Annotated in this window: 17 protein-coding genes and 2 tRNA genes; 6 read left to right on the top strand and 13 right to left on the bottom strand. The window is 67.9% G+C overall.

Features of this window, described 5'->3' with window-relative positions:
* Positions 1-5 precede the first annotated feature (5 nt).
* The 5 genes from OXR60_RS01500 to OXR60_RS01480 form a co-directional block, all read right to left on the bottom strand.
* Entirely contained in the window at positions 6-725 is a 720-nt protein-coding gene (locus OXR60_RS01500) for a response regulator (protein WP_267393598.1), read from the bottom strand.
* 97 nt (positions 726-822) lie between these two features.
* Complete coding sequence (locus OXR60_RS01495; protein WP_267393330.1) at positions 823-1,350, bottom strand: hypothetical protein; 528 nt, start codon at positions 1,348-1,350, stop codon at positions 823-825.
* Between the two features lie 136 nt (positions 1,351-1,486).
* Positions 1,487-2,263 (bottom strand): thioesterase family protein, encoded by a 777-nt coding sequence (locus tag OXR60_RS01490; protein ID WP_267393328.1) that lies wholly within the window; start codon positions 2,261-2,263, stop codon positions 1,487-1,489.
* A 25-nt stretch (positions 2,264-2,288) separates the two neighbouring features.
* Complete coding sequence (locus tag OXR60_RS01485; protein WP_267393325.1) at positions 2,289-2,978, bottom strand: glutathione binding-like protein; 690 nt, start codon at positions 2,976-2,978, stop codon at positions 2,289-2,291.
* 165 nt (positions 2,979-3,143) lie between these two features.
* Positions 3,144-4,409, bottom strand: a complete 1,266-nt coding sequence (locus OXR60_RS01480) for a TetR/AcrR family transcriptional regulator (RefSeq protein WP_267393323.1) — start codon at positions 4,407-4,409, stop codon at positions 3,144-3,146.
* A gap of 167 nt (positions 4,410-4,576) precedes the next feature.
* Here OXR60_RS01480 and OXR60_RS01475 point away from each other — a divergent pair, with 167 nt between their 5' ends.
* The 3 genes from OXR60_RS01475 (at position 4,577) to OXR60_RS01465 (ending at position 7,758) form a co-directional block, all read left to right on the top strand.
* Entirely contained in the window at positions 4,577-5,812 is a 1,236-nt protein-coding gene (locus OXR60_RS01475) for an acyl-CoA dehydrogenase family protein (protein ID WP_267393321.1), read from the top strand.
* 66 nt (positions 5,813-5,878) lie between these two features.
* A complete protein-coding gene (locus OXR60_RS01470; protein WP_267393320.1) occupies positions 5,879-6,904 on the top strand; it encodes a phosphotransferase family protein in 1,026 nt (341 codons plus the stop codon).
* 77 nt (positions 6,905-6,981) lie between these two features.
* Positions 6,982-7,758 carry an SDR family oxidoreductase gene (locus OXR60_RS01465; RefSeq protein WP_267393318.1) on the top strand — a complete coding sequence of 259 codons (777 nt, stop codon included), beginning with the start codon at positions 6,982-6,984 and terminating at the stop codon, positions 7,756-7,758.
* Here the strand turns inward: OXR60_RS01465 and OXR60_RS01460 are convergent.
* The 4 genes from OXR60_RS01460 to OXR60_RS01445 form a co-directional block, all read right to left on the bottom strand.
* The gene (locus OXR60_RS01460) at positions 7,755-8,639 is read right to left on the bottom strand and encodes an acyl-CoA thioesterase II (protein ID WP_267393316.1); all 885 of its coding nucleotides are present in this window, start codon (positions 8,637-8,639) and stop codon (positions 7,755-7,757) included. The genes OXR60_RS01465 and OXR60_RS01460 overlap by 4 nt on opposite strands.
* Before the next feature lie 83 nt (positions 8,640-8,722).
* Positions 8,723-9,850: an acyl-CoA dehydrogenase family protein gene (locus OXR60_RS01455; RefSeq protein ID WP_267393314.1), complete on the bottom strand. Its 1,128-nt coding sequence runs from the start codon at positions 9,848-9,850 to the stop codon at positions 8,723-8,725.
* A gap of 38 nt (positions 9,851-9,888) precedes the next feature.
* Positions 9,889-11,073 carry an acyl-CoA dehydrogenase family protein gene (locus OXR60_RS01450; protein WP_267393313.1) on the bottom strand — a complete coding sequence of 395 codons (1,185 nt, stop codon included), beginning with the start codon at positions 11,071-11,073 and terminating at the stop codon, positions 9,889-9,891.
* Positions 11,074-11,109: 36 nt separating this feature from the next.
* Entirely contained in the window at positions 11,110-13,140 is a 2,031-nt protein-coding gene (locus OXR60_RS01445; RefSeq protein WP_267393312.1) for a 3-hydroxyacyl-CoA dehydrogenase NAD-binding domain-containing protein, read from the bottom strand.
* A gap of 219 nt (positions 13,141-13,359) precedes the next feature.
* Here OXR60_RS01445 and OXR60_RS01440 point away from each other — a divergent pair, with 219 nt between their 5' ends.
* From OXR60_RS01440 to OXR60_RS01430, 3 genes are all read left to right on the top strand, one after another.
* Positions 13,360-14,583 carry an AI-2E family transporter gene (locus OXR60_RS01440; protein ID WP_267393311.1) on the top strand — a complete coding sequence of 408 codons (1,224 nt, stop codon included), beginning with the start codon at positions 13,360-13,362 and terminating at the stop codon, positions 14,581-14,583.
* Between the two features lie 65 nt (positions 14,584-14,648).
* Positions 14,649-14,725: transfer RNA gene (locus OXR60_RS01435), tRNA-Asp, on the top strand.
* A 90-nt stretch (positions 14,726-14,815) separates the two neighbouring features.
* Positions 14,816-14,892: transfer RNA gene (locus tag OXR60_RS01430), tRNA-Asp, on the top strand.
* 20 nt (positions 14,893-14,912) lie between these two features.
* Here the strand turns inward: OXR60_RS01430 and OXR60_RS01425 are convergent.
* The 4 genes from OXR60_RS01425 to OXR60_RS01410 form a co-directional block, all read right to left on the bottom strand.
* Positions 14,913-15,119 carry a DUF2842 domain-containing protein gene (locus tag OXR60_RS01425; protein ID WP_267393309.1) on the bottom strand — a complete coding sequence of 69 codons (207 nt, stop codon included), beginning with the start codon at positions 15,117-15,119 and terminating at the stop codon, positions 14,913-14,915.
* Positions 15,116-15,652 carry a 5-formyltetrahydrofolate cyclo-ligase gene (locus tag OXR60_RS01420; protein ID WP_267393307.1) on the bottom strand — a complete coding sequence of 179 codons (537 nt, stop codon included), beginning with the start codon at positions 15,650-15,652 and terminating at the stop codon, positions 15,116-15,118. The genes OXR60_RS01425 and OXR60_RS01420 overlap by 4 nt, the downstream gene beginning before the upstream one ends.
* A gap of 267 nt (positions 15,653-15,919) precedes the next feature.
* On the bottom strand, positions 15,920-16,228 hold the full coding sequence (locus tag OXR60_RS01415) for a cell division protein ZapA (RefSeq protein ID WP_267393305.1): 309 nt from the start codon (positions 16,226-16,228) through the stop codon (positions 15,920-15,922).
* On the bottom strand, positions 16,228-16,410 hold the full coding sequence (locus OXR60_RS01410) for a hypothetical protein (protein WP_267393303.1): 183 nt from the start codon (positions 16,408-16,410) through the stop codon (positions 16,228-16,230). Before OXR60_RS01410 ends, OXR60_RS01415 begins: the two co-directional genes overlap by 1 nt.
* Positions 16,411-16,515 lie beyond the last annotated feature (105 nt).

Genomic DNA, 16,515 nt, shown 5'->3' with positions numbered 1-16,515 from the left:
CCGCCTCACAGCCGCGTCACCTCGGCCGCCAGCGTATAGCCGCCGCCCCACACCGTCTTGATGATCTCCGGCGTCTTGGCGTCGCCCTCGATCTTGCGCCGCAGCCGGCTCACCTGATTGTCGATCGCGCGGTCGAACGCCGCCGCTTCGCGGCCCTGGGTGAGATCGAGCAACTGGTCGCGGGTCAGCACTTGGCGCGGCCGCGTCACCAGCGCGAGCAGCAGATTATATTCGCCGGTCGACAGCGGCACCGACACCCCGTCGCGATCGACCAGCGCGCGCTCGCCGGTGCGCAGCACCCAGCCGGCAAAGGCATAGGAGCCGCTCTCGGGCGCATGCTGGCGCGCGCCGCCCGCGGTCAGCCGCCGCAGCACCACCTTGACCCTGGCGGCGAGCTCACGCGGCGAAAACGGCTTCACCACGTAATCGTCGGCGCCCATCTCGAGCCCGACGATCCGGTCGGTCTCCTCGGCGCGTGCCGTCAGCAGGATCACCGGCGTGTCGCTGGTCTCGGCGATGTGGCGGCACAGGCTGAGGCCGTCCTCGCCCGGCATCATCACGTCGAGGATGACGAGATCGATCGCATAGGCCGCCATCCTGGTCCGCGCGCTCTCGGCATCACCCGCCTGGGTGACGCGAAACCCCTGTTTGGTGAGATAGTGCGCGAGCGGTTCGCGGATCGAGCGCTCGTCGTCGACGAGCAACAGGTGCGGCATGTCTCCCATGGCGTGCGGGTGTAGCATGGCATGGCCTCCTGCCCAGCGGATCTTGGCGCGCGCGTCAACGAGGCGCCGGGCAGGTCATCCGCCCGGCGCGTTTCGCTTAGCCCGCGTCGGCGGGTGCCGGGGGCGGCGGCGGCATGTCGCCACCGCCACGCGGCCCGCGCATCGGCCGCATCCGCGCGAGCTCGCCCGAATCGAGCCTGCCGTCGTGGTTGGCGTCCATTCGGTCGAACCGCTCGGCGGCGCGCTTGATATAGTCGGCACGGGTGATCTCGCGGTCGCCGTCGCGGTCGCCTGATCCCATCCCGCGCGGCGGCGGGGGCGGCGCGTCGCCATCGGCGCCGGCGCGCTCGCGAAAGTGCGCGCGCATCGCCTCGCGCGCCGCCTGGCGTTCGTCCGGCGTGATCCGGCCATCCTTGTTGCTATCCATCGCCGCGAACCGCGCCTCGGCGTCGGCGATCGCCTCGGCGTGGGTGATCACCCCGTCGCCATTGGCATCGGCCCGCATCATCGGTCCGCCGCGCGGCGGCCGCACCGCGTCGGGCCCGGTGTCGCTCGATTGGGCGTTGCCCGCTGCCGCCGCCAACCCGCCGACGGCGAGCGCGAGGGTGAGAATGGTCTTGCGCATCACGTGTACGTCTCCGAACAGGCGCGGCCCCTCCGCTGCCCGATGCTGAGGCTTATGCCGGCGCCATGTCGCATCCATGTGTCGGGCGCGCGGCGAAACTGTCGCAACCTGTCGCGCCGGCACCATCGGCCGGCCATCAGCCGAACAGCGCGACGCTTTGCATCTGTTCGGCGACCGCGACGCCATCGGCGTTCCAGATCGTCATCCGCTGGCTCGAGTTGCCGTCGCGGGCATGATCGGTGCGCGCGCCGAGCAGCCACCAGCCATCGGTGGTGCGCGGCTGCGCGGTCAGCAGGTTGAGCTGCCAGGTCATCGAGCTCAGCGGCGCGAACCGCCCGAGCAGCTTGAGCGCCGCCGGCGGCAGCGCATCGGCCACCGCGATCAGTTCCACCATCGGGTCGAGCCCCGCACGTCCCTCCAGCCGCACCCAGCGCAGCCATTCGGCCGGCCCGGCGAGTTCCGCCGGCGCATCGAGCATGGCGAAATTGCCGGTAAAGGCGATCTCCGGCCGCCCGCGGCTGATCGGATCGCCCGGCCGGGGCGCCGCCACCGTGGGCGCTTCGCCGCCGCGGTGGTCGAGCGTCGAGGCGATCGGCGCCATGAACACGAAGGTCGCGCGTAGGCCGAGGCCGGCCTCACTCGACACATCTGCCTGCACGAAGGCGGCGTTGCGCCCGCGCCGCAGCCGCGTCGCGCGGACCGTCACCGCGCCCGACAACGGACCGATGAACGCCACCAGCGCCGAGCGCAGCGGCGGCAGGTCCGCCTCCGCCTGCTGCGCCGCGTGCAGCGCCAGCGCCGACGACAGGCCGCCCAACGCGGTGCGCCCCTGCAGCCAGTTGGCGGGGATCTCGCCACGCCACCCGTCGTCCTGCCGTTCGAGCAACGCGATGGTGGCGGGCAGGTCGGTCACGGCTCGGTCCCCTGATTGCGACGGATCAGCGCGCGGTCTGGCCGAACAGCACCTTCTTCGCCTCGTCGGTCATCGGTTGGGTACCGGCGCTGACCGCCTCGCCCTTGGCATAAGCCGCCACCGTCGCCGGCCGCGCGGCGATCGCGGCGAACCAGCGGGCGAGGTTGGGGAAGTCTTCCAGCCGCTGCCCCTGCGCCTCATGGGGCACGATCCACGGATAGGCCGCCATGTCCGCGATCGAATAGTCGCCGGCAACGAAGTCGTGGTCCGCCAGCCGCCGGTCGAGCACGCCATAGAGGCGGTTGGTTTCCTTGACGTAGCGCTCGATCGCATAAGGCAGCTTTTCGGGCGCATAGCGGCTGAAATGATGGTTCTGGCCGAGCATCGGGCCGAGCCCGCCCATCTGCCACATCAGCCATTGAGTGATCTCGACCCGCTCGCGCAGGCCGTCGCCGCCGAACCGCCCGGTCTTCTCGGCGAGATAGAGCAGGATCGCCCCCGATTCGAACACCGACACCGGCGTGCCACCATCGGCTGGCGCATGATCGACGATCGCGGGCATGCGGTTGTTGGGTGCGATGCGCAGGAAGTCGGGTGCGAACTGCTCGCCCTTGCCGATGTTGACGGGGAAGATCCGGTAATCGAGCCCGGTCTCCTCGAGCATCAGCGTGATCTTGTGGCCGTTGGGGGTAGGCCAGTAATGCAGGTCGATCATCAAGAAGTCCTTTGCCGTGACCCGCTCCAGATGGGGCGCGGTCACCGCCGCGCCAACCGAACAAAGCCGTCACCCCAGCAAAAGCTGGGGTCTCAAGCGATGGCGCGGGTCAGAAGCCGCTTGAGATCCCAGCTTCCGCTGGGGTAACGGTCGAAACGCCAAGTCCTACCCCGCCACCCGATCGTCGAACAACCCGAACAGCAGCGTCGAGGCATACATGCCGATCGCCCGCTCGCGCGGCATGGTCGAGGCCCATTTGCGCATGTCGAACGCCGCATTCTGCAGCGCCATCAGCGTCTGTGCCGCGATCAGCGCGTCCACCGCGCGCAGCGATCCTTCGGCGATGCCGTCCATGATCGTTCCCGCATAGCGCCGCGCGATGCGGTTCGAGCGGTCCACCATCGCGCTGCGCTCCGCGGCCGGCAGCCCGCTTAGCGCGGTCGTCCGCAGCAGCGGCGCGCGCTCGGCGAACTGGACGTCGAGCAGCGTCGCGATCGTGCTCGACAATCGGTGCCAATAGCTGCCGCCAGCGGTGTCGGCGAGTTCCTGCGCCTGGTTGATCGTGTCGAAGCTGCGCTGGTAGCAGGCGGTGACGAGATCGTCCTTGGCGTCGAGATGGTGGTAGAAGCTGCCCTTGGTGACGTTGAGCTCGGCGGCGATGCGCTGCACCGAGGCGCCGCGATAGCCCATCTCGTTGATCAGCCGCGTCGCCGCGAGCAGGAACTGGGCGCGGCCCGGCTCGGCCTCGCCATGCGACAGGTCGAGCATCGTCGGCGACCAGCGCGCATCGGCACCGGCAATGCCATGCGCGAACACGTCCATCAGCCGCACTTCCACCCGCGCATATTGATCGGGCTCGTAGCGATCGAGCCACGCCGGCAGCCAGAAGGTGTTCTCGAGCAGCACATGCGCGCGCGCGCCGAACAAATCGGTCTGGGCACGGCCCTTGGGGGTTCCCCACAGGCTTCTCGTGCGCCGGAACACCTCGCGCCACCCCGCCATCAGCCGGCCTAGGATCGGCTCCTCGGTGGCGCGCAGATCGGCGAGCACCGCCATCGGCCGCTCCTCGCCACGCTGCACGCGCTCGAGCCGCGCCATGTTGAGCGCGAGATAGCGCCGCACCCGCTGTTGCGGCGTCGGCTCTTCCAGCGCGGTGTCGAGCATCACCAGCAGATAGTCGAGCGTGTGCTCGAACGCCGCCGCGGCAAGATCCTCCTTGCGCTTGAAATAGTAAGTGACGCTGGTGGTGTTGAGCCCCACGCGCCGCGCCACGTCGGCAAAGGTCATGCCCTTGGCGCTTTGTTCGTTGATCGCCTCCGCCGCCGCGGCGAGGATCGCATCGCGTTTCGCCCGAAACCGCTTGGTGCCCTGTTCGCTGGTGGGCTCGCTGTTGGGTTCGCCGTCGGGTTCCGCCGTGCCGTCTTCCTGCATCCGGCCACCTTACCAACCGACTATTCGAACAAACAGTGTTTTTTCGAATGCCGTGCCGTGCCGCTCAACCATCTGCTGAACGGCGTGGCATAGCGACCGCGCGCGGTGCTTTACCGAAGATGCGGTACGGTCTAGATCGCGGCAACGATACGGGCAGGAGAGCGGTCATGGACTTCACGCTGGGCGAACGCGAGGCCGCGCTGCGCGATTCGGTCCGCGGCTTCATCGACCAGCACATCCGTCCGCGCCAGGCCGAGCATGATCGCCAGGCGAAGGAGGGCGAGCGCTGGAAAGTGATTCCGGTGATCGAGGAGGTGAAGGCGCTCGCCAGGGCGCAGGGACTGTGGAACCTGTTCATGCCGCCGCACGCCGGGCCGGCGCCGGTCGATGACAGCTTCGCCTTCGCGGGCACCCAGCTCAGCAACCTCGAATATGCGCTCTGCGCCGAGGAGATGGGGCGGGTCGGCTGGGCATCGGAATGCTTCAACTGCTCGGCGCCAGATACCGGCAACATGGAGGTTCTTCATCGTTACGGTACGCGCGCGCAGAAGGACCGCTGGCTGCAACCGTTGATGGATGGCGAGATCCGCTCCGCCTTCCTGATGACCGAGCCGGCGGTGGCATCGTCCGATGCGACCAATATCGAGACACGGATCACCCGCGACGGTGACGATTACGTCATCACCGGGCGCAAATGGTGGTCGAGCGGGGTCGGCGACCCACGCTGCCGCATCGCGATCGTGATGGGCAAGACTGATCCTGCTGCCAGTCGCCACGCCCAGCAGAGCATGATCCTGGTCCCGCTCGACGCGCCGGGGGTGAGGATCGAGCGGATGCTGTCGGTCTATGGCTATGATCACGCGCCGCACGGCCACGGCGAGGTGGTGCTCGACGCGGTCCGCGTCCCCGCCGCCAACATGCTGCTCGGCGAGGGCAGGGGGTTCGAGATCGCGCAAGGGCGGCTCGGCCCGGGCCGCATCCACCATTGCATGCGCACCATCGGTGTCGCCGAGGAGGCGATCGCGGCGATGGCGCGGCGGCTGCAGGCGCGGGTCGCGTTCGGCAAGCGCATCGCCGATCATTCGGTGTGGGAGGAGCGGCTGGCGCGCGCGCGCATCGACATCGAGATGACCCGGCTGCTCTGCCTCAAGGCCGCCGACATGATGGATCGTGCCGGCAACAAATCGGCGCAGCTCGAGATTGCGATGATCAAGGTCCAGGCGCCGACCATGACGCTCAAGATTCTCGACGATGCCATCCAGGCGCATGGTGGCGCCGGCGTCTCCGCCGATTTCCCGCTCGCCCATGATTGGGCGGCGATGCGCACCCTGCGCTTCGCGGATGGCCCCGACGAGGTCCACAACCGCGCCATCGCCCGCGCAGAGCTCGGCCGCCACGCATGAGCCCGCGCCACCCCACCGCTACCATTCCGTCATCCCAGCGAAAGCTTAAATTCCGGCGATGATCCCATGACCTCCACCCAAGAGCTGGACACGACCAAGCTCGTCCCCTGGCTCGAAGCCCACATTCCCGGCTTCGCCGGCCCGCTCAGCTACGCCAAATTCCCCGGTGGCCAGTCCAACCCCACCTATCGGCTCGACACCCCCGGCGGCGCCTATGTCCTGCGCCGCAAGCCGTTCGGCGCGCTGCTGCCGAGCGCTCATGCGGTCGATCGCGAATATCGGCTGATCGCCGCGCTTCATCCCAGCGGCTTCCCGGTCGCGCGGCCTTATGCGTTATGCAGCGACGAGGGCGTGATCGGCGCGATGTTCTACGTCATGGCGCTCGCCGATGGCCGCAACCTGTGGGACGGCACGCTACCCGGCAGCGCGCCCGCCGAGCGCACCGCGCTGTATGAGGCGATGGTCGACACCCTCGCCGCGCTCCACACGATCGACTATCAAGCGGCCAGCCTCGCCGATTACGGCAAGCCCGGCAATTACTTCGCGCGCCAGGTCGAGCGCTGGACCCGCCAGTATCGTGCCAGCGAGACCGAGACGATGCCCGAGGTCGAGCGGCTGATCGACTTTCTGCCGCGCACGCTGCCGCCGCAGACCCGCACCGCGATCGTCCATGGCGATTACCGCATCGACAATCTGATCTTTGCCCCCGCCGCGCCGCAGGTGATCGCGGTGCTCGACTGGGAGCTGTCGACGCTCGGCGATCCGCTCGCCGACTTTTCCTATTTCCTGATGAGCTGGGTCACCGAGCCCGAAGGCCGCTCGGGCGTGCTCGGCCGCACCGGCGCCGCCACCGGCATCCCGACGATCGAGGCGATGACCGAGCGATACTGCCGTGCCACCGGTCGTGACGGCGTCCCCAATCTCAACTGGTATTTTGCCTACAATCTATTTCGGCTCACCGGCATCGTCCAGGGCATCAAGAAGCGCATCGTCGATGGCACCGCCTCGAACGCCCAGGCCGAGGCATCGGCCGCGCAGGTCTATCGCCTGGCCAGTGCTTCATGGCATTTCGCTCAAATGGCCGGTACTTAGGCGCCGCCGTTCACACCGCCTCTCAGCATCGCACCGTGTGCGATATGCGTGAAGTTAGACAAGTTAAGGAGTTAGCCATGTCGCTGTTCGATCTCACCGGCAAGGTCGCCATCATCACCGGCTCGTCGCGCGGCATCGGCCAGGCGAGCGCGGTCGAGCTGGCCCGCCAGGGCGCGCGGGTGGTCATCTCCAGCCGTAAGCAGGCGGCCTGTGACGCGGTCGCGGCGGCGATCAACGCCGAGCATGGCGACGGCCGCGCGATCGCGGTCGCGGCGAGCATCTCCGACAAGCCCGCGCTCCAGCACCTCGTCGACAAGACCCGCCGCGCCTTCGGCCGCATCGACGTCCTCGTCTGCAACGCCGCCTCCAACCCCTATTACGGGCCGATGGCCGGCATCGAGGACGAGCAGTTCCGCAAGATCCTCGAGAACAACGTCCTCTCCAACCACTGGCTGATCCAGATGGTCGCCCCCGAGATGCGCGAGCGCAAGGCGGGCTCGATCGTGATCGTCTCGTCGGTCGGCGGCCTGCGCGGCTCGCCGGTGATCGGCGCCTACAACGTCTCCAAGGCCGCCGACTTCCAGCTCGCCCGCAACTATGCCGTCGAATATGGCATCGACAACGTCCGGGTGAACTGCATCGCCCCCGGGCTGATCAAGACCGACTTCGCCCGCGCTTTGTGGGACACGCCCGAGGCCGAGCAGCGCAGCAGCCGCGCCACCCCGCTGCGCCGGCTCGGCGACCCCGTCGATATCGCGGGAGCGGTGGTCTATCTGGCCAGCGACGCCAGCCGCTACATGACCGGCCAGGCGATGGTGGTCGATGGCGGCGTCACCATCGGCCTGGCGTTCTAAACTGAGCCGCGCTTGCGGATCAGTCCCTCCTGCGCAACGCTGGCGACCAGCCGGCCGTCGCGGGTGAAGATGGTGCCCCGGTTCATGCCGCGCGCATGGCCGGCCCAGGGGCTGTCGGTGACATAGAGCAGCCAGTCGTCGGCCCGTAGCGGCTCATGGATCCACAAGGCGTGATCGAGGCTGGCGCATTGCATCTGCGGCATCAGCCAGGTCACGCCATGCGGCAGCATCGAGGTGCCGAGCAGCGCCATGTCCGAGGCATAAGCGAGCACGGCGCGGTGAAGGGCGGGATCGTCGGCGATCGGCGCGACGATCCGGAACCAGCAGGCGCCGTGCGGCGGGCGTTTGGCTGGCTCGATCCAGCTGCGCGGGTCGACCGGCCGGATGTCGATCGCGCTCTGCCGGCGCAGGAAGGTCTCGCGATACGCCTCGGGGATCTGATCGGCGAGCCGGTGGCGCAGCTCATGCTCCCAGGCGAGCTCGTCGGGCGGCGGCACATCGGGCATCGCATCCTGGTGGTGGAGGCCCTCCTCGGGGGTCTGGAACGAGGCGGCCATATTGAGGATCGGCCGGCCCTGCTGCATCGCGATCACCCGCCGGGTGGCGAAGCTGCGCCCCTCGAAGTCGCGCACCACGCGGAAGATGATCGGGTGGTTCTCGTCGCCCGGCCGCATGAAATAGGCGTGGAGCGAGTGCGCGTCCTTGCCCTCGGTGGAGCGCTGGGCCGATTGCAATGCCTGGGCAATCACCTGCCCGCCGAACACCCGCCCGCGACCGCCGGGCTGGCGCGCGCCGCGGTAGAGGTCGGTATCGATCTCCTCGACATCGAGCAGCGCCACCAGGCCGGCGGTCAGTTGTTCGGGGGACTGCTTGTCTGTCATCACCGTCTCGCATCGGGGCGCCAGGCGCCGGTTGGCGCCAGCCTAGAGAGGGTCACAAGCGCTGGACAAGCCTATAGCGTTCCTCAATAGCCGGCGATCCGTGCCAGCCGGTCGGCGTGGAAGCCGATGTCGCCGAACATCTCGGTGAGGGTGCGTGCCCGTTTCATGAAGAAGCCGATGTCATAGTCATCGGTCATGCCGATGCCGCCGTGCATCTGCACGCCCTCCTGCACCGCGAGCGTCGTCGCCATCGCGCTCATCGCCTTGGCCACCGATACCGCCTCGTCGGCCGCGGCCTCGCCGCTGTCGAGCAGTTGCTGCGCCTTCAGCGTCGCCGCGCGCGCGATCTCCAGCTCGCTGTAGAGATGCGCGGCACGATGCTGCAATGCCTGGAAGCTGCCGATCGCCTGACCGAACTGGGTGCGCTGCTTGAGATAGTCGAGCGTCATCGCCATCGCCCCGCTGCCGACCCCGAGCAGCTCGGCAGCGACCCCGGCACGGCCGGCGCGGAGCAGCCGCTCGAGCGGCGCGCGGCCGTCATCGACCGTGCCGATCACCGCATCGCCATCCACGGCGACCCGGTCGAAGTCGATCCGGGCAGCCAGGCTCGCATCGGCGAGACGCTGCGGCTCGACGGTCAGGCCCTTCATCCCGTGATCGATGGCGAACAAAGTAATGCCGTCCTGGTCCGGCGCAGCACCGGCGGTGCGCGCGGCGACGATCAGCAGGTCGGCGACATGGCCGTGGACCACGAACTGCTTGCGCCCGGTGAGGACGAAGCCGTTGCCAGCCCGCTCGGCGCGCAGGCCGATCGTCTCACGATGCTTGGCGCCCTCGTCGACCGCAAGCGCCGCGATGGTGTCGCCAGCGACGATCCCCGGAAACCAGTGCGCGGCCTGCGCACTGCCCTTCAGCGCCTCTACCGCCGCCACCGCGGTAGACAGGAACGGGGAGGGCGACAGGTTGCGGCCGATCTCCTCGAGCACGATGCCGGCCTCGACATGCCCTAGCGCGAGGCCGCCCTCGGCTTCGGGAACAAGGATCCCGGTGAAGCCCATCTCGGCGAAGCGCTTCCACAGCTCACGCGAGAAGCCGGTCGCATCATCGATGTCGCGCAACTGGCGCAGATGGGCGACCGGTGCGCGCTCGGCGATGAAGTCGCGCGCGGTGTCGCGCAGCATGTCCTGTTCGTCGGTGAGGTACAGCGGCATTGTCTTGGCCTTCGTGGAGGTGGTTGCGGGAGCGGCGATCAGGCACCCGGCAGATCGAGGATCCGCTTGGCGATGATGTTGAGCTGGATCTCGCTGGTGCCGCCCTCGATCGAATTGGCTTTGGTGCGCAGCCACGTCCGCGCCGCCGCGCCGCCGTTCGACGCCTCGCTCTCCCATTCGAGCGTATCGGATCCGCCGGCCGCCATCGCCAGCTCATGGCGCTGCTTGTTGAGCTCGGTGCCGACGTACTTCATCATCGAGGGCTGGGCGGGATGAGCCTGGCCGGCTTTCAGCTGGTCGATGAACCGCTCCGACATGGCGGAAAAGGCGCTGGCGCGGACCTCGAACAGCGCGATCTGGGCGCGGAGCACCGGATCGGCCAATCGGCCTTCGGCGTCGAGGCCGATCGTAGCGAGCGCGCCATCGATCAGCGGATTGCGCGCGCCTTGGCCCAATCCCATGCCGCTGATCATCTCGCGCTCATGGCCGAGCAGATATTTGGCGACGTCCCAGCCCTTATTCTCGTCATGAACGCGGTTGGCCTTGGGCACCTTCACTTGATCGAAGAAGGTCTCGCAGAAAGGCGAATTGCCGCTGATCAGCAGGATCGGGCGGGTGGAGACGCCCTCGCTCGCCATGTCGAACAGCAGGAAGCTGATCCCGCCCTGCTTGCTCGCCTTGCTGGTGCGCACCAGGCAGAAGATCCAGTCGGCCTTGTCCGCATAGGAGGTCCATACCTTCTGGCCGCTGACCAGATAATGGTCGCCGCCGTCCTCGGCCGCGGTGGCGAGCGCAGCGAGATCCGAGCCGGCATTGGGTTCGGAATAGCCCTGGCACCAGCGGATCTCGCCGCGCGCGATTCGTGGCAGATGCTCGAGCTTCTGCGCTTCCGTACCATATTTGAGCAGCGCCGGCCCGAGCATCGAGATGCCGAACGAGTTCAAGGGATTGCGCGCGTGGATCGCAGCCATCTCCTCGCGCAGGATCTTGGTCTCGGCCGCCGACAAGCCGCCGCCGCCATAGGCGCTCGGCCAATCGGGCACCGTCCAGCCCCGCGCGGCCATCGCGTCGAGCCAGGCCTTCTGCTCGGGCGAACTTGGCGTGTAGCGGCGGCCACCCCAGCACACATCCCGATCACTGCGCACCGGCTCGCGCATCGCCGGCGGGCAGTGCTCGGCAAGCCAGGCACGGGCGTGGGTCCTGAACGCGTCGAGATCGCTCATGCAAGTCCTCCTGCTGGTCCGGCCAGGGCAGCGCCATCAGCCGACAAAGCGTTCACCCCTGTCGGCCTTGGCGCGGAGTAGCGGCGCCACCTCGATGCCATGCTTGTCGAGCGCGGCGACGATCCGGGGCAATCCCACCGTGTCGGCCCAGAACATCGGGCCGCCGGTATACACCGGCCAGCCATAGCCAAACGCCCACACCACATCGATATCGGACGCGCGCTGCGCGATACCCTCGGCAAGGATGCGCGCACCTTCGTTCACCATCGGGTAGAGCGTGCGCTCGACGATCTCCTCGTCGCTGATCTCCCGCGGGGTCACGCCGGCACGACGGCGAAATTCATCAATGATGGTGGCGACCTTGTCCGATGGCGTCGGCGTGCGCTGCGCGTCGTAATCGTAGAAGCCGGCCTGCGTCTTCTGCCCCCAGCGCCCCTCGGCAGCGAGCGCATCGCGGATGCTCTCGATCCGGGTTGGATCCCTGTGCCAGCCGATATCGACCCCGGCGAGGTCGGCCATCTGGAATGGTCCCATCGGCATGCCGAAGCGTGTATGCACCGCATCGCTCTGCGCTGGCAGTGCGCCCTCGATCAGCATCGCGATCGCGGGAATCTGTCGCTGCGAAAGCATGCGATTGCCGATGAATCCTTCGCAAACGCCGCTGACCACCGCGACCTTGCCGATCGTCCGCGCCAGCGCCATCACCGTCGCCAGCACATCCGGCGCAGTCGCGGCACCCCGCACCACTTCGAGCAGCTTCATGACGTTGGCGGGCGAGAAGAAATGCATGCCGACCACGTCGGCAGGGCGCGTCGTCGCCGCCGCGATCTCGTCGATGTTGAGGTAGGACGTGTTGGAGGCGAGGATCGCCCCCGGCTTGGCGATCGCATCGAGTCGCGCGAACAGCTCTTTCTTCACCGCCATATTCTCATAGACCGCCTCGACGATCAGGTCGCAGTCGGCGAGCGCATCAAGGTCTAGCGTCGGATTGAGCAGTGCCATCATCCCCTCGACCTTGGCCTCTGTGAAGCGGCCGCGCTTGGCGGAGGCGGCGTAATTGGCGCGGATCACCGCGGTGCCGCGCTCCAGCGCTTCGGGCGCGGTTTCGACGATCGTCACTGGCAGGCCGGCGGCGAGGAAGTTCATCGAGATGCCGCCGCCCATCGTCCCGGCGCCGATCACGCCGATGCGGCGGATCGTCCGCGGTGTCGTGCCGGCTGGCAGGTCGTCGATCTTGGCGGCCTGGCGTTCGGCGAAGAACAGGTGGCGTTGCGCTGCCGATTGCGTGCCGGTCATCAGCCGCATGAATTCCTGGCGCTCAAAGGCAATGCCGTCGGCGAAGGGCAGCTCGGTCGCCTTGACCACGCAGGCAATGTTGGCGGCAGGCGCATCGAATCCGCGGAACTTGCGGGCATGGGCGCGGGTGAACTCTTCGACCGCAGCGGGATCGGGCGCGACCGTGCGCGCCGACGCGCGGGGCAGGGGCGTTTGGCCGACCTTGCTCCGCGCGAAGGCGATCGCCTCGGCTTCCAGATCATCAGTTGCCGCGATCCGATCGATCAGCCCAGCATCGTGCGCGCGGGCTGCGCTGATCGGCGTGCCGAGCGCGGTCATTTCCAGCGCCAACGCTACCCCGGCGATCCGCGGCAGCCGCTGCGTGCCGCCCGCACCCGGCAGTAGGCCGAGCTTGACCTCGGGAGTGCCGAGCTTGGCCGAGGCGACGGCAATCCGATAGTGACAGCCCAGCGCGATCTCGCAGCCGCCGCCGAGCGCGGTGCCGTGGATCGCCGCGACGATCGGCTTGGTGCTGGCCTCGATCCGGTCCACCACCGCGGGCAGCCCCGGCTCCTGCATCGGCTTGCCGAATTCGGTAATGTCGGCGCCGGCAAAGAAGGTGCGGCCGTCGCAGCGGATCACCATCGCGCCGATCGCCGGATTTCGCTCGCCATCTTCGATCGCAGCCGCCAATCCGCTGCGCACGGCCGCGCCCAGCGCATTGACCGGCGGGTTGTCGGCGATGATGACGAGGACGTCGTCATGCCGCTCGGCACGGATCGGCGCAGCCATTCTTCTCTCCGCGTTGACAGGGCGTAGCGGGGCGCCGATCTACCTCAGCAGCGTACCCGCCTTTCTAACTTGTGGAGGATATTGCTGGATTGGCCGATATCATCAAGCGAAAAACATGGCTGGGCGTCACGCGCACCACACCGGCTGTTCAACTCTGTAAAGATCCAGCCATGATGGCTGGATGCTTACACGGCGCGGGAATGACGCTAGGGTGTCGTCATGGCAGACCTAGGTGCTTCCCACCCCAGTTTTCCCGCCGCGGCGGACAATGAAGAGGCGATCGCCCATCATGCGGGGGTGCCGATCGACGACATCGTGCGGATCGCGCAGCGCCGCGATCGTCTTCTCGCGGCGCTGACGCTGATCGCGGGTATCGGGCTGGTGGTCGGCACGCCATTCGCGCTCAAGTCGGGCGTCGAGTTCTTCATGCCGCTCACCGCGGCGCTGGTGATCGCGATTGCGCTGGTGCCGGTGCTGGAATGGCTCGAACGCCGCGGCTTGCCGTCACCGATTGCGGCGCTGCTCTGCGTGCTGGTGTTCCTGCTCGTCGCCAATGTCGCGATCGCGGCGATCGTGGTGCCCGCCACCGACTTCTTCCAGTTGCTGCCGACCCGCATCTCGCGAATCCAGCATAATCTGTCGCCGCTGCTCGATCTCTATTCGACGCTGGAGAAATCGGTGAACCGCCTGTTCCGGCAGATCGCGACCACGCCGGTGCGCCAGCCACAAACCGCTGCGGTGGCACCACCGAGTTCGATCCTCGAGCTTGCCGCCACCTCGGCGCCGGCGGTGATCGTGCAATTCTTCTTCGGCGTGCTGATCGTGTTCTTCTTCCTCTCCGGCTGGACGCGAATGCGCAAGCGCACCATCACCGGCCGCACCAGCTTCGATGGCGCAATGGCGACGGCGCGGGTGATCCAGGACGTGGTGGACGACGTTTCGGCCTATCTCGGCACGATCACCGTGATCAACATCATCCTCGGCATGGTGGTGTCCGGCGCGCTGTATCTGGTCGGCATGCCCTATCCGCTGATGTGGGGCGGCATCGTCGCATTGCTCAACTACGTGCCGTATTTTGGGCCGATCGTTGCGGCGTTCCTGATGGCGGTCGGCGGGCTGATGACCTTCTCGGACATCTGGGTGGCGCTGCTGCCGCCGGCGATCATGATCGGTTGCCACCTGGTGGAGGCCAATGTGATCACGCCGCTGGTGGTCGGCCACCGGCTGACGATCAGCCCGATCCTGATCCTGATCTCGCTGAGCTTCTGGGGCTGGGTATGGGGCACGGCGGGAGCGTTGCTCGCGGTGCCGCTGCTGATCATCATCCAGACCGTGATCGGTGCCGCGGGCAAGCCCGACATCACCGGTTTCCTGTTCGAACATGGCACGCTCGTCCAGCAGCAGCGCGACCGCAAGCGCTCGCCCGACGAGCCCAGCGAATAGGCGCGCGGATTAGACCGTTGACACCCCCCGGCGGCTCGCCTAGTTGGCGCGCCTCGACGCTTTAAGCGGGTGTAGCTCAGTTGGTTAGAGCGCCGGCCTGTCACGCCGGAGGTCGCGGGTTCGAGCCCCGTCACTCGCGCCATTCCTTTTGCCGGGAATGCGTATCGAAGCCTCTCAGAAACCAGGATTAGGCACGGGTCAAATGGCCCGGGTCGGGTCCGTCCCCGGGTTTGCGGGTGTAGCTCAGTTGGTTAGAGCGCCGGCCTGTCACGCCGGAGGTCGCGGGTTCGAGCCCCGTCACTCGCGCCACTCCCCGCCAGGGGAGGGCGCTACCGCCAGCGGCCGGTTTCCATCCAGCGAAGCAGCGGCTTCAACGGCGCGATCCAGATGATCCCCGCCACCGCATAGAAGCCAAGCTGCGCCAGCCAGTGCCAGCCACCCACCGTCGTCGAGGCGCTGGCGATGATACCACACCATAAGACGATCAGCGCCAGGATCGCCAGCATGCCGGCAGGCTTGCGCCAGCTCGGGCTCATGCCACGATCCATTCGCGCTCGGTGACGATCGCGTGGAGCGGCACGTCCCATGCATCGGGCATCAGCGCCTCAACCTCCTGTATCGACCAGGCGACGCCGATCCGCCACGCCTGGGGATGGCGCGCGAAGGCGCGATCGTAATGCCCGGCGCCCTGGCCGAGCCGGTTGCCACGACGATCGAACCCGATCAGCGGCGTCAGGATGATGTCGGGCCCCAGCTCGCGCGCCGTCGCTGCGGGCTGCTGCAGCCCCAGCGGCCCGCTCGCGAGCGCCGCTTCGGTTTCCCAGGCGAGGAAGCGTAGCGGCTCGCTGCGGGTGGTGACATGGGGCAGGGCGAGCACGCATCCCGCCTCGCTCGCGGCCCGCGCCAGCGCCGAGGGCGAAGCCTCGCTGCCGATCGGGACGTAGGAGGCGACCGTCATGCCGTGGGTAAGACGCCGAAGGTAGGCGCCGGGCGGCGCGATCGCGCCTGCGCGATCGAAGCGGTCGCGAGCAGCCCGCAACCGGGCACGAAGCGCGTTCTTGTCGGTCATGTCAGCAGCCCCGCGACGCAACAACCATGGCTGCCGTCTACACGATTTGCCCGCGCAGGAAACGCAGCAGCCTATCGCTGCGGCAATCATTGGGGGCGGGGTGGCGGGCCCGCCGTGGCCGTTTGCCAAATTATCCTCCGACGCCCAGAACGTCAGGTGGGGACCATGTGCGTCAGGCCAGGGCCTGGGCAGGGACAGCCCCCTAGGATGAAGAATAGCCTCGGGGATGTTTGAGGCTCGTACCGGGCAGAACCCGCCACCACCTATCTAGGTGGTCGAGGGCGTCTGCTCAAGGGCATTCGCAAGCGCTTCCAGCCGGTCGGCGATCCGCGCCAGCGCGGCCTCGCTCACCGCGGCGCCTTCGGGTGGTCGCTGGATCATCTCGTCGAGATCGTCGGCGAGCATCAGCGCGACCAGCAGCATCGCGCGTTCGCTGTCCATGCCGCCTGCCGCGCGGTTCGCCGCCGGCCAACGCTCGCCGAGCATCCGCCCCAGCAGTTTGACGCGGGCTTCCTCGCCATCGCGGCAGGCAACGGTGTGCGGGCGGCCGCCGATCTGCAGCGTCACCTCGGCCATCAGCCATTGCTCCCGCGGGCAATGACGTCGTCGAGCGCGCTCACCGCCTCGGCCATTCGCGCTTTAAGCGCGGCATGGCGGCGCGCCAGCGCATCGCCTGCCCGGGCACGGGCGTCGATTGCCGCTTCGATTCGAGCAAGGGCCGCGTCGACCCGGTCGACCGCGGAGTGGGTGTCTGCCATCGAGGGCAAGTAAGCGCGCGCACCTCTCGCGGCAACCCGGCTTGACCGCGCCGTTCGTCCCGCTCGTCGCGTCGACGGCTCACGCCGATGGCGGTGGCGATGCGG

The organism is Sphingomonas sp. GC_Shp_5, assembly GCF_026540855.1.
In the GTDB taxonomy this organism is placed as follows: domain Bacteria; phylum Pseudomonadota; class Alphaproteobacteria; order Sphingomonadales; family Sphingomonadaceae; genus Sphingomonas.
Note: the sequence above shows the minus strand (reverse complement) of the source record. Positions and strands in the feature narration are given on the sequence as shown.